The sequence below is a fragment of the Methanosarcina barkeri 3 genome, assembly GCF_000970305.1.
GTDB lineage: Archaea > Halobacteriota > Methanosarcinia > Methanosarcinales > Methanosarcinaceae > Methanosarcina > Methanosarcina barkeri_A.
Map to the genome: position 1 here is coordinate 2,904,145 of NZ_CP009517.1, position 12,117 is coordinate 2,916,261.

Genomic DNA, 12,117 nt, shown 5'->3' on the forward strand with positions numbered 1-12,117 from the left:
ATATCAGCCGTACCTTATCCGTGGGTCCAGATGCGTATAGAGCATATCCACAAGGAAATGCACAAAGAGGAACATCATAACGATCGCAAGCACACAGCCCTGGACCACAGGCAAATCCCTGGCAGAAATCGAGTCTACAAGCAAGCTTCCTATCCCTGGCCAGGCAAAGATCTTTTCAATCACAACAGTCCCTCCAAGCAAGCCTCCCATCTGAAAACCAATAACTGTGATAACAGGTAGCATTGCATTTTTAAGCGCATGCCTGCTTACGATTTTCCATAAAGGAAGCCCTTTGGCTTTTGCAAACCTGATATATTCCTGTCCCAGGGTCTCAAGCATGCTTGTCCTTGTAACTCTCATAACCGCAGCAACGGAATGAAGAGAAAGTGCTGCAGCGGGCAAAAGCAGATTTTCCAGACTCCCGTAACCAGTCACAGGTACAAGTTTCAGCCTCAGGGAAAATATCAGAATAAGAAGCAGGGCTACCCAGAAACCAGGCATTGAAACTCCAAAGAGAGTCACAATCCTAAGAATGTGATCCGAAATTTTGTTTTCCCTGATAGCTGAGTAAATTCCCAGACTTACTCCTGCAAGTATTGCAATTAGCATACTCATCACAGCGAGCTGAATAGTTGCTGGAAGGCGTAAAGCCAGAAGGTAAAGAACTGGCTTTTTGAAAACATAGGAGGTTCCTATGTCCCCTCTTAATACTGCTTCTTTAATCCACCTGAAAAACTGCAGGTAAAGAGGGTCATCCAGGTCATATTTATCTGAAATCTGGTTAAGCTGTTCTTCTGTTACGCTTTCTTCCAGGCCCACGAATGTGTGCTTGAGGACTAACTTAGCCGTGCCTCCAGGAATTACATTCATAAGGAAAAAGGTCAAAGCACAAACTGCAAAAATCGTAAGTGCCATGAAACCTACCCTTTTTATGAAATATTTCATGGTTTTTCCTCAACCCGGACAGAAAGCAAGTCTCAAAGCAAGTCTCTCCATCCGTACTACTCTGAGTAAATATGAGTCCCAGGGTTAGAGTCCGAAAAATCCGGACCCTTCCCTGAAAAATCCTTTCAGCTTTTATTTTCCAAATACATGCCCGCATTTATGCGGTAGTCATGAGCTGTCGGATCGAAAACATACCCTTTTACATAATCTTTCTTTACTATTGCACAACCGTAATAAGCCACTATGATCATGGGCTGTTCATCATAAACGATAGCCTCTACCTCATTGAACTTTTTATAGCGTTCATTTGGATCCGTGATTTTTCTGGCTTCAGTTATCAGGGAGTCTACTTTAGGATTGGAATATCCTGGCGTATTGTCAGTTCCGTTTGTCGTGTACCAGTTCGTGAGAATATATTCCGGATCGGGAACCATTGCAATATTGTAAGCGGCGAGATAGAGATCCCAGTTGCCTTTTTCCCTTCTGTCATCTATTGACCCCATTTCCATAACTTCTGTCTCTATGCCTATGCCTGCCTCCCTTAACTGGGCAGCCATAGCTTCAGCCATTGGAGGTAGTCCGGGCCTTGCAGCATAAGTCATCAGGTTGAGCTTGAGAGGTTTTCCGTCCTTATCCCTTATCCCGTCCCCATCAGTGTCCACCCAGCCTGCAGCTGTCAGAAGCTCATTAGCTTTCTCAAGATTCTGGCTGTAGGGCTTCAGACTCTTATTTGCCCAGACCATTGTGGGCAGGAAAGGACCTGCAGCAGCTTCTCCTACATTATATAGCACATTTTCTGCGATATCAGACCTGTTAATGGCATAGGACATGGCCTGCCTTACTCTGACATCTTCAAGGGGTTCATGCTTCAGATTCAGGTCAAGTTTGTAGACTCTTGGCGTTTTGTATTTCTCTACATTAATGCCGTCTATGGTGTCAATCCTGTCAGTTTCACTATACGGTACATCGACAGTAAAGTCAACTTCTCCGTTTTCAATTGCCATTGCTCTTGTGTTCGGGTCAGGTATCCCCTTAAGGATCAGTTTATCAAGCCCTACTTTTCCTCCCCACCAGTTTTCGTTCTTTACAACTGTCAGAACTCTGGTCTGTTCATCAAAGGATTCGAATTTATACGGGCCCGTTCCAACAGGTTTAACAAGTTCTCCTTTTTCATTATAAGAAGAGGGACTTATTATAGCGGTATCAGGATAATGTAGAACTCCAGGAAGGATAGGATTGATTTCTTTGGTTTTGATTTTAAGAGTATAGTCGTCAACTACTTCTATAGAGTCTATTTTTAACATGGAAGCAACTTTCGAGTTTTCCGAGATGACTTTTTCCAGAGTGAACTTTACTTCTTTTGCAGTCATTTTGCTTCCGTCATGGAAAGTAACATTATTTCGTAGCTTAAATTCCCAGGTATTTTCATCAAGCTGTTCCCAGGAAGTTGCAAGCTCGGGCTTAAGTGAGAAATCTTCATTGGCACCAACGAGAGTTTCGGTTATTGCAGCTTTCTCGCAGATAAGGGTACCATCTCCATTAATAGGATCAATCGATTCGATGTCCCACATTTCACCAAGTACGAGTGTATTATTTTCAGAGCCTCCTTCCGGCTGGGAGGCGTTATCCGAACCGGAGGTTACTTCCATCCCGGAAACTGCATCTCCTGTTCCATTTTCGTCTTTACTGCTGCATCCTGAAGTCGTCAGGAAGGCACAGGTAAGCATGATAATTAACAATATAATCAAGGGGGAGTTTTTACATTTCATTTAGGAATCTCCATCTGCTTTTAATGGATTTTTATTTTCGGCCGCAAATGAGATAGTACTGGTAACTGCGTACAATCCGTTCACCCAACGGCATCTTCTCTTTCTGGGCATCTCTTACTTCTTTCAGGTCAAAAACCTGGAGATTTTCAAAGCCTGAATTCAAAAGGTACTCCTTTACTTTTTCAAGCGGAGCTCCTCCGGAATGCGGGAGCTGGGCTTTGAGTTCATCAGAATAGCCAGAGTGCCCTTTTCGGGGGTCTTTTCTTTCAAGGAGCAGTGTCAAAAGAGCACCTGCGTTTCTTCGAACTCTGGACTCCAGTGTCCCGCTGTCCCACACTCCGTCGATAATCACGACTTTCCCATTCTTCCGCAGAACTCGTTTCCAGTTCTCCACAGCTGCTTTTGGATTTGGGAGTGTCCAGAGAAGATGACGGCTGAACACAATGTCAAAAGAAGATGTATCAAAAGGAGGGTTTTCTGCATCCCCTTCCCTAAAGGCTATGTCAGCTCCGCAGGCTTCAGCTTTTGCTTTTGCAATTTTCAGCATTTGTCCGGAAATATCAATTCCTGCGACCTCATGCCCCATTTCAGCAAATAGTAAACTTAACTCTCCTGTCCCGCAGCCAACATCAAGAATTTTCAAGCTTTTTTCCGGGAAAACCTTCAAGAAAGCACGCTTCCAGGCATCTCTTTCTTTTTGACTCTGGATCCCATGCCCTGCATGAGTATCAAAAGTCTCGGATGCAAGATCCCACTTATGGGCTACCATCTCTTTTATCTGGATTTCTGAAGAAGACATTAACAGGTACTTAATTATCTTATGATTAATAATTTTCTATTTTGTAACACTATTTGTAATAAAACGACTTTTTAATAACATTAAATAGAGACAAATTTTATAAAAATAAGAAAAGGAAATTTACTCCCTGTTTATTTTTCACTTCACAGTAATCGTCTCAACTGAAGCTCAGGGAAATGACTACTGGAAGTTTTCAATGTAGACAAAAACTAAAAATTTGGGAATGCAAAAAAGATATGTTTGAGTAAACACGGAATTTTTCAAAAAACGATAGTAAGAAGTATTGCAAAATTTAACGACCATCTGCTTAAATACTGCTTAAAGACTGCTAAACTATAGAAAATTATATGTAATAATAGTAGGAAATAGGTAACCGTTTTCCTTTAGAAATTTTATTTCAAAATTCTAACAAGACCATAAACGTTCCGCGATCAATAATTATACCTATCCTGCGACCTTGTGTACATTTTCACAGGATAAAACCTCAATATGCATTATGTTTGTTTGAACATAATGGCTAAATAATCAAAAGTGTGATAGGCGTTTTTATGAATCGAAAAGTATATATTATATCGCTTCTCGCCCTCCTGCTCCCAGTTGCTATGCTATGTGGATGTGTAGAAAATACGGATCAACAGGCTGTACCGAACTCAAGAACCGAGCTTCAGAACTCAAGTACCGTGCAGATAACCGACATGCTGGGAAGGCAGTTAACCGTGCCTGAGGAAATATCCTCGACTATAGGCACTTCTTCGCCTCCTGCTATCCTTGTGTATATGCTTGCTCCGGACAAACTTGCAGCCTGGAACTCCAGGCAAAATTTCACCCATCCCTTCATGGATGAAAATTACTCAAATCTGCCTGTAATAGGAAACTGGTTAGGAACCAAGACCGGAAACTATGAAACTATAATTGATATGCATCCTGACATTGTTATTGAAAGTACCTCCACGGACGGAGGAACTAATGAAGTTATAGAACGCAGGCAGGAAAATCTCGGCAGCATTCCTGTGGTGGCTATTAATGATTCTATTCTTTTTGTGACACAGTCCGATCCTACTATCGAATATGTAGGCAAGCTGCTTAATTGTGAAGCTCAGGCAAAAAAACTGATTGAATTCCGCAGTTCAATTCTTAACGAGATAAACAATACTGTAAAAGACATTCCCGAGGACCAGAAAGTACGCGTTTATTATGCCGAAGGTCCAAAGGGACTAATGACCGATCCATCAGGTTCGCAACATTCTCAGGTAATTGATATTTGTGGAGGTATCAATGTTGCCGACTGTCCTCTCACGCCCGAAAGCGGCATGACTCAGGTCTCAATAGAACAGGTTATGAACTGGAATCCTCAGGTAATTATCACTTCCAATCCGCAGTTCTATTCGACAGTTTACTCTGATTCTCTCTGGAAAAATGTGGATGCTGTTCAGAAAAAACGAGTGTATCTCGCACCTCAGAATCCTTTTTGCTGGATTGACAGGCCTCAGGGCCCTCACCTTATCCTCGGAACTGCCTGGACTGCAAAAATGCTGTATCCTGATCGGTTTGCAGATATGAACCTCTCCGAATTGACTCATGAATTCTACTCGGAATTCTTCCACTATGACCTTAAGGATAAAGAACTTAACATGCTCCTTAATCCTGCAACCGAAACCTGAGCATAAACCTGAGCATGGGTGAGAATTTCTCTCCAGAAATTACATGACTTCAAATTTTTTATTGGGGCAAGCAACATGGGAAAATTTCGATTTTTGCCCTTGTTTTCCTCTTATTAATTATTTATCTCTGTTTAGATCCACTTTAAATAGGTAACTTTAAAATATAATGTGTAGAACACATTTTTCCAAACTTCAAAAAAGAGTTTCTCTATATGTCCTTTTTAACAGAAAATTCCTATTTTCATCGATAATTTTATAAAAGACCTGTTTATATATTTTAAGTGCACAGTCCTGTTCAGTATTTATAGAGAGATGTTGAGCTTTACGTATATGGAAGTGGTCAAATTCTGGCTGGTGTTTTTTTATGTCCGGCCAATATTAGGGTTCTAAACCTTATATTGAAATTTCACCTCAATATCACTTAAAAATAAGTAAGTTTCTGTAAAAGAGTTATCTTAAAAAAGTTACCTTAAAAGAGTTATCTTAAAAAAGTTACCTTAAAAAAGTTACCTTAAAAAAGTTATCTTAAAAGTTACCTATATAATACACTGTATCCTTCTGCGTTATGCTGGAATTTGAAGAATTTGGACTGTGCGCCTGCGAGACGCAATCACAAAGTAGGAATCGTTATTAAACACGAAATTTAGACAGTTAAAGGTTTGACGCTATCTACGTTTCAACCGTGTAAGTCCTGACATATAATTCCTTTAGATAACCTGACTGCCTTAAAATAATCCTGTTGGTACTTATGCTGGTATTAATATCATTAGCGTTATGTTTATTTAAACATAACGGTGAAACTCACGGTGGTGTACAAATTGAATAAAAATTCAGATGAAGAAAAACGCCAGATGGAGACGATTCTGAAGCAGGTAAAGGATCCCGAACTACTTTCACAGATTGAAAAGGTTGTCCCCTTTCACGGCTTCCTGACCTCTGGGGCATTAATCGGTATCCAGATGCTCAATATCGCAAAACGGGAACTCGATGTTCAGAACGGGGAACGCATATACGTGACCTGCGAAACGAAAAGCTGCATGCCTGACCCATTCCAGATCCTTGCCGGAGCTACCATCGGAAACAACGGATTAAAGATCATGAACTTTGGGAAAATGGCGGTCACGGTAAATAAGCAGGCACCTGAAGGAGCTAACAACGTAAAAGGGATCCGAATTATTCTCGACCCTGAGAAAACAAAGGATTACCCCAAACTTCACGCCTGGTTCCTGAATACTGAAAAGCTCCCTCATGTAGAAGTTTTACCAATTCTCCTGGCTGCAGGAGAAAAAGTATACTCCTGGAAGTTTGTGGACATCGAGGTTTCGGTACGCAAAAAAAAGAGGATACAGTGCTGCAAAAATTGCGGTGAAATGTTCATTCAACATGATAACGAGCTGCTGTGCGGCGGTTGCACAGAATAACGTTAAGAGGTAAGCAAATGCAAGAAGATATGCGATTGTCTGTCTTTGCCGAAAAAAAAGACAAGCAGCTGATATATTACCCCGAAAAATGCATTGGCTGCGGGACCTGCGTGCAGGCATGCCCGAAAGGTAACCTGACAGTTGGAGCTGTTGGAGCAATAACACGAGGGTTGCTGGATGCGGATTTCCTGGAAATAAAGGAACGTGAAGCCTGCCTTGTCTGTGGAATTTGCGCAAAAGTTTGTCCCACAGGTGCTCTTGAAATGAAGCAGGAAGGAAAAACTCTCACTGACATGTCCTACCTTTCAAGAGCCATGAAACCCACGTCAGTAAATGAAAGCTGTGTTCATTGCGGGCTTTGTGAGGATATCTGCCCGCAAGGCTGCATTGAGGTAACCCGTGAAATTTCAGCAGATGGAAAACTGAAGCTTGTCGGAAAGACCAACATTGATACCGAATGTTGTGTCCACTGCGGCTGGTGCGCAGAAGTTTGTCCGGTTAATGCTATTTCCGTCGAAAAACCTTTTGAAGGGCGCTGGACCAGAGATGAGAACATCTGTCAGACCTGCCACACCTGTGTGGAAGTTTGTCCTGCAAATGCTATTTTTAATAAAAAAGCTAAACCTGGAGAACGAGTCGAAAAAATAAGTCACCGTCCGGATGCCTGCATTTACTGTGGAGCCTGTGCGATTGCCTGCCCTGTTGACGCTATTGATGTCAGAAAAACAGCAATTCTCCCGGATATGGAAAAAAAGGGTGTGCTTGAGAAAAAGTTACTTGAAGCCCCTGTTCAGCCGGCTCAGCTACGTACTTACCTGGAAACCGATGAAGCTGCATGCCTGGGCTGCGGAAACTGTGTAATTGTCTGTCCTGTTAATGCCCTTTCTGACCGTGAACTTGCAGCCGGACACCTGAACAACATGGACGAAAAAGCTCTTCTAGGAGTTAAAAATGGGAGAATTTCAGTCATAGACCAGGACCGCTGTGGAGCAGATGGTACATGTGCCCTTATCTGCCCTGTTGATGCGATCAGGCTTGTAAAAAGAGAGGTGGAGTGAATGGCAGGAACAATTGCAATTAAGAACGGATACGTCTTTGATCCCCTCAATGAAATAAATGGGGAAATTATGGATATCTTCATCAAGGACGGAAAAGTTGTAAGAGAGCTTTCTGCAGCCGAAATGAAAGATATAAAGGTTATTGATGCCTCTGGTATGACAGTCATGCCCGGAGGAGTTGACTCTCATTCTCACGTTGCAGGTGCAAAGGTTAATGCCGGCAGGTCAATGCGTCCTGAAGACCATTATAAAGCAAATCTCCAGAAGACCTCACTTACCCATTCCGGTTCAGGTTATACTGTTCCCTCGGTCTACAAACAGGGATACGATTACGCAGCAATGGGGTACACAACTGTTTTTGAAGCTGCAGTTCCTCCTCTTGAAGCCCGTCACACCCATGAAGAGATGCGCGCTACTCCGCTCCTTGACATGGGCGGCTATATGGTTCTCGGAAATAACTTCTTTTTAATGCGTTATTTCCGAGACGGAGATATGGAAAAAGCTGCTGCCTATGTGGCATGGATGATGAAGACCCACAAAACCTATGGAATTAAATGTGTCAATCCCGCAGGAGTCGAAAACTGGGGCTGGGGTAAAAACATAAATTCTCTTGATGAGGCGAACATACACTTTGAAATTACTCCAAGAGAAGTTATAAAGGGACTTACTGAAATCAACGAACTTCTCGGCATGCCTATGCCTGTTCACCTGCATGCAAATAACCTGGGACACCCTGGTTGCTATGCAATTACTAAAGATTCTCTTAAAATTTCGGATGGGGTAAAGACCAGACAGGATATGGATGTGGAGTGGGCTGAAACCAAAACAGATCCTTCAAGAGACCGTTCCGTATACCTGACCCATTTGATGTTCAACAGTTTCGCAGGTACAACCTGGGGAGACTGTGAGTCTGGAGTAAAAGATATTGCAGACTATATTAACAACAAGGATCACGTGGTAATCGATAGTGGATGCACTCCCTTTGGAGAAGCAACAGTTATGACAGGAGACGGGCCTGCCATTCATGACCTTTACACGCTTACAGGTAACAAGTGGTCAAATACCGACGTTGAAATGGAGTGTGGCTCAGGAGTTCTTCCCTTTACCTATTTCAAGTCAAACCCTGTACACAGCTTGCAGTGGGCAATGGGACTTGAATGTCTTTTGCTTATTAACGACCCCTGGAAGACAATTATGACCACGGACAGCCCCAATGGTGGGCCGTTTACGAAGTATCCGGAGGTTATGACCTGGATCATGTCCGAGGCTTTCAGGAAACAGACCTTCAGCGAATGCCATAAGTGGGCAAATGACAGGAGTGAACTCGGAGGCATAAACCGGGAACTTTCTCTTTATGACCTTGCGATCCTGACCAGAGCTAACCCTGCTAAGACAATTGGAATGGCACACAGGAAAGGTTCACTTGGCGTGGGTGCTGATGGAGATGTCACAGTTTACAACATAAATCCGCAACAGCTTGACGCAAATAACTACGAAGCTCTTCTCAGAACTTTCAGGAAGGCAGAGTACACTGTAAAGGACGGTGAAGTTGTAGCTGTAAAAGGAGAAATTGTTTCCTTACCTGAAAAGAGAACTTATTATTCCGAAGTGCATGTCGAAGACGAACGGGAAAAAGAAATGCTGACCGATGTGAAGGAATGGTTCAGGTACTACACCCTGGGTTTTGCTAACTATCCAACTCCAGAGAAGTATCTGCAAAATCCGACTCCCATACAGGTTAATGTTGTGAGGTGAGGTAATGACAGAGGGAGTTCTTATAAACAAAAAAGAGACCGAGAGTAAGCTAGAAGCAGTTATAAAACCTGAATCATTTACCGGCAAAAGTACTGTAGAAATGGAAGAAGTAACGCTTGTTCCTAAAAAAGATATTGACATAAAACTGGAAGCAGATGTTATAACTCCTGATTCCTTTGCAGGCAAAAACTCCGAGGAAATCGGAAACCTGGCAGTCTGGCAGGGGCCAAAGACCTATCCTCTCTCCGAGTTTTTTGAAGTGACAGGCAATGCAGGCAGTTCTGCAGCTGAGACCTTCATCCGCATAAAAGGTGACGCAATGAGAGTCAAAAGGATTGGCGAAGGCATGAGCGCAGGAAAAATCGAAATTGAGGGTTCTGCTGGAATGCACGTAGGCACAGGGATGAAAGGAGGAGAGATTGTCGTTTACGGAGATGCTGATTCCTGGGCAGGTATGGAAATGACAGGCGGGCTCCTGCATATTAAAGGCAATGCCGGAGACCACGTGGGCTGTGCTTACAGAGGTAAATGGCACGGCATGAAAGGTGGACGGATCCTTATAGAAGGCTCGGCACGCCACCAGCTAGGAGGCGGCATGGACGGAGGGGAAATTCTTGTAGAAGGCAATGTTGAAAGCTTCTGCGGAATCCGTCAGAATGGAGGTCTCATCTTCGTAAAAGGAAACGCTCTTCGTGGAGTAGGCGCTGAAATGGCAGGAGGCACCATAGTTATTGGGGGTAAAATTGAGCGTTTCTCCCCTGGTTTTGAATTTGTGTCTATGGAAAATAGTGTCAAATCCGGTGAGACTGAGCTAATAGGCGAATTCAAGAAATTCATAGGAGACTATGCAATTAGCAAGCGGGCAAAAGGAGCGCTTTACGTAATTGCAGACATAAACCCTGAACTTTGAGGTGAGAAGCATGGAAGTAATACTCCTTACAGGAAGTACGATTAATGAAGGCAGGCTTGCCAAAGGTGGGGACAAATTTACTGACGACTACACTATGGAATGTGCATCGTGCTGGATTTCTCCAGTGGATTTTACATCACTCTGTTCCCCTGAGAAAGTAAAAGTAACGAGCGGGAATGGAAAACATTCTGTCGTAGTTTATACAAAATGTACGGACTCGGTCCAGCCAGGGCAGGTGTTCATGCCGAGGGCTATTTGGGCGAATGTAATCGTCGACCCTGATACTCTTTCTACAGGTTCTCCCCTCTATAAGGGCGCTCCAGTGACGATTGAACCCACTGATGAAGAGGTTCTTAGCGCCGAAGATGTAGTATTGAAAGTTTATATCGGAGGGCAGTAAGTATGATTTACAAAAACATAATCTGTCCGGTCTGCGGGGCGTCCTGTGATGACATCCAGGTTGAATTCGGAGACGGAAAGATTGAAGCTAAAAACGCATGTAAAATGGGAAATGCCAAATTTCAGGAAGTTGTAAGTTCCCACAGACTCAGGCAGCCACTTAAAAAGAATGAAGGAAAATTGACACCCACAGTCTGGGATGAAGCTCTTGAGAAAGCTGCCGATATTCTTGTTTCGGCAAAGCGGCCCCTGCTTTTCATGGGCAGTGAGACCTCCTGCGAAGCACATGAAATAGGGCTCAAGATAGGGGAATACCTTGGTGCAATTGTCGATTCCAATGCTACTATCTGTCATGGCCCAACTGCTATGGGAATCCAGGAATCCGGAAAAGTCGGTGCAACCGAAGGGCAGAAGAAAAACAGGGCCGACCTTTTAGTTTACTGGGGAACCAATCCACTTGAATCCATGCCAAGACAGATGTCAAGGTATGCAGTTTTCCCAAGAGGTTACTGGACAAAACGCGGACGTTTTGACAGGACAGTTATCACTGTAGATCCGAGAAAAACTCCAACTGCTGAAGCTTCCGACCTGCACGTACAGCTCAAACCTGGATCGGACTACGAACTGATTAGCGCACTTATGACTTTACTTCACGGAAAAACTCCCCATCCGTCGGTAGAAGAGATTACCGGAGTTCCCATTCCTGTTATGGAAGAGATGCTTGATATGATGAAGAACTGCACTTTCGGAGCTATCTCAGTGGGACTCGGGCTTTCATCATCAATCGGAAAACACAGGAACGCCGAAATCGCCATGAACTTCGTAAAGGAAATGAATAACTATTCCAAGTTCACCCTCGGAGCTCTCCGTGGCCACTGCAACGTAGCCGGCTTTAACCAGGTTGCTGCTTACATGTACGGCTATCCCTTCGGGCTTGACTTCACACGCGGACACCCGCGTTACAATCCAGGAGAATTCACAACCGTGGACGTGCTGCGAGAAAAAGATGTGGATGCAGCTTTTGTAATGTGTGCTGACCTTGTCTGTCACATCCCTGCAGATTGCGCCTCTTATCTTGCTGAAATCCCTATGGTCTGCCTGGATATTGCTCCCTGCCCGACAGTAGCTGCTTCGGATATCGTACTTCCCGGAGTCATTGATGCTATGGAATGTGACGGGACTTTCTACAGGCTCGATGATGTGGCAGTTCACTTTGAGCCTTTCACGACTTCGCCCTTCGAATTTACCAAGAGCAACGAAGACACCTTGAAGCAGTTGTTTGAGAAAATTAAAGCAAGAAAATAATATTTTCCATTTTTCTTTCTGCACATGAACTGAAAGAAAAACAATTTTTAAGGGAGGGGTTATTTCTCTCCCACTCCTTTTCTCGAAATTTACGC

The 12,117-nt window shown here is 43.5% G+C and carries 10 protein-coding genes; 7 read left to right on the forward strand and 3 right to left on the reverse strand.

From position 1 onward, the window contains the following. Window positions 1–3 precede the first annotated feature (3 nt). From MSBR3_RS11665 to MSBR3_RS11675, 3 genes are all read right to left on the reverse strand, one after another. Complete coding sequence (locus MSBR3_RS11665; protein WP_048108320.1) at window positions 4–945, reverse strand: ABC transporter permease; 942 nt, start codon at window positions 943–945, stop codon at window positions 4–6. A 125-nt stretch (window positions 946–1,070) separates the two neighbouring features. Beyond that, on the reverse strand, window positions 1,071–2,714 hold the full coding sequence (locus tag MSBR3_RS11670; protein WP_048108321.1) for an ABC transporter substrate-binding protein: 1,644 nt from the start codon (window positions 2,712–2,714) through the stop codon (window positions 1,071–1,073). Between the two features lie 31 nt (window positions 2,715–2,745). Next, window positions 2,746–3,513: a class I SAM-dependent methyltransferase gene (locus MSBR3_RS11675; protein WP_048108322.1), complete on the reverse strand. Its 768-nt coding sequence runs from the start codon at window positions 3,511–3,513 to the stop codon at window positions 2,746–2,748. Window positions 3,514–4,061: 548 nt separating this feature from the next. Here MSBR3_RS11675 and MSBR3_RS11680 point away from each other — a divergent pair. From MSBR3_RS11680 to MSBR3_RS11710, 7 genes are all read left to right on the forward strand, one after another. After that, window positions 4,062–5,174 carry an iron ABC transporter substrate-binding protein gene (locus MSBR3_RS11680; RefSeq protein WP_048108324.1) on the forward strand — a complete coding sequence of 371 codons (1,113 nt, stop codon included), beginning with the start codon at window positions 4,062–4,064 and terminating at the stop codon, window positions 5,172–5,174. An 809-nt stretch (window positions 5,175–5,983) separates the two neighbouring features. Beyond that, window positions 5,984–6,595: an FmdE family protein gene (locus MSBR3_RS11685; RefSeq protein WP_230628029.1), complete on the forward strand. Its 612-nt coding sequence runs from the start codon at window positions 5,984–5,986 to the stop codon at window positions 6,593–6,595. Between the two features lie 17 nt (window positions 6,596–6,612). Continuing rightward, window positions 6,613–7,653: a 4Fe-4S binding protein gene (locus MSBR3_RS11690; protein ID WP_048108327.1), complete on the forward strand. Its 1,041-nt coding sequence runs from the start codon at window positions 6,613–6,615 to the stop codon at window positions 7,651–7,653. Next, window positions 7,654–9,408, forward strand: a complete 1,755-nt coding sequence (locus MSBR3_RS11695; RefSeq protein ID WP_048108328.1) for a formylmethanofuran dehydrogenase subunit A — start codon at window positions 7,654–7,656, stop codon at window positions 9,406–9,408. It begins immediately after the preceding gene. Window positions 9,409–9,412: 4 nt separating this feature from the next. Then, window positions 9,413–10,318, forward strand: coding sequence for a formylmethanofuran dehydrogenase subunit C (locus tag MSBR3_RS11700; protein WP_080942287.1), 906 nt, complete (start codon window positions 9,413–9,415; stop codon window positions 10,316–10,318). 10 nt (window positions 10,319–10,328) lie between these two features. Continuing rightward, window positions 10,329–10,718 carry a molybdopterin dinucleotide binding domain-containing protein gene (locus tag MSBR3_RS11705; protein WP_048108330.1) on the forward strand — a complete coding sequence of 130 codons (390 nt, stop codon included), beginning with the start codon at window positions 10,329–10,331 and terminating at the stop codon, window positions 10,716–10,718. A 2-nt stretch (window positions 10,719–10,720) separates the two neighbouring features. Next, on the forward strand, window positions 10,721–12,022 hold the full coding sequence (locus tag MSBR3_RS11710; RefSeq protein WP_048108331.1) for a formylmethanofuran dehydrogenase subunit B: 1,302 nt from the start codon (window positions 10,721–10,723) through the stop codon (window positions 12,020–12,022). Window positions 12,023–12,117: the final 95 nt, after the last annotated feature.

Bases quoted from the DNA above. Each gene is read 5' to 3' on its own strand.
- MSBR3_RS11665 (WP_048108320.1), bottom strand. From the start codon at position 945: ATGAAATATTTCATAAAAAGGGTAGGTTTCATGGCACTTACGATTTTT.
- MSBR3_RS11670 (WP_048108321.1), bottom strand. From the start codon at position 2,714: ATGAAATGTAAAAACTCCCCCTTGATTATATTGTTAATTATCATGCTT.
- MSBR3_RS11675 (WP_048108322.1), bottom strand. From the start codon at position 3,513: ATGTCTTCTTCAGAAATCCAGATAAAAGAGATGGTAGCCCATAAGTGG.
- MSBR3_RS11680 (WP_048108324.1), top strand. From the start codon at position 4,062: ATGAATCGAAAAGTATATATTATATCGCTTCTCGCCCTCCTGCTCCCA.
- MSBR3_RS11690 (WP_048108327.1), top strand. From the start codon at position 6,613: ATGCAAGAAGATATGCGATTGTCTGTCTTTGCCGAAAAAAAAGACAAG.
- MSBR3_RS11695 (WP_048108328.1), top strand. From the start codon at position 7,654: ATGGCAGGAACAATTGCAATTAAGAACGGATACGTCTTTGATCCCCTC.
- MSBR3_RS11700 (WP_080942287.1), top strand. From the start codon at position 9,413: ATGACAGAGGGAGTTCTTATAAACAAAAAAGAGACCGAGAGTAAGCTA.
- MSBR3_RS11705 (WP_048108330.1), top strand. From the start codon at position 10,329: ATGGAAGTAATACTCCTTACAGGAAGTACGATTAATGAAGGCAGGCTT.
- MSBR3_RS11710 (WP_048108331.1), top strand. From the start codon at position 10,721: ATGATTTACAAAAACATAATCTGTCCGGTCTGCGGGGCGTCCTGTGAT.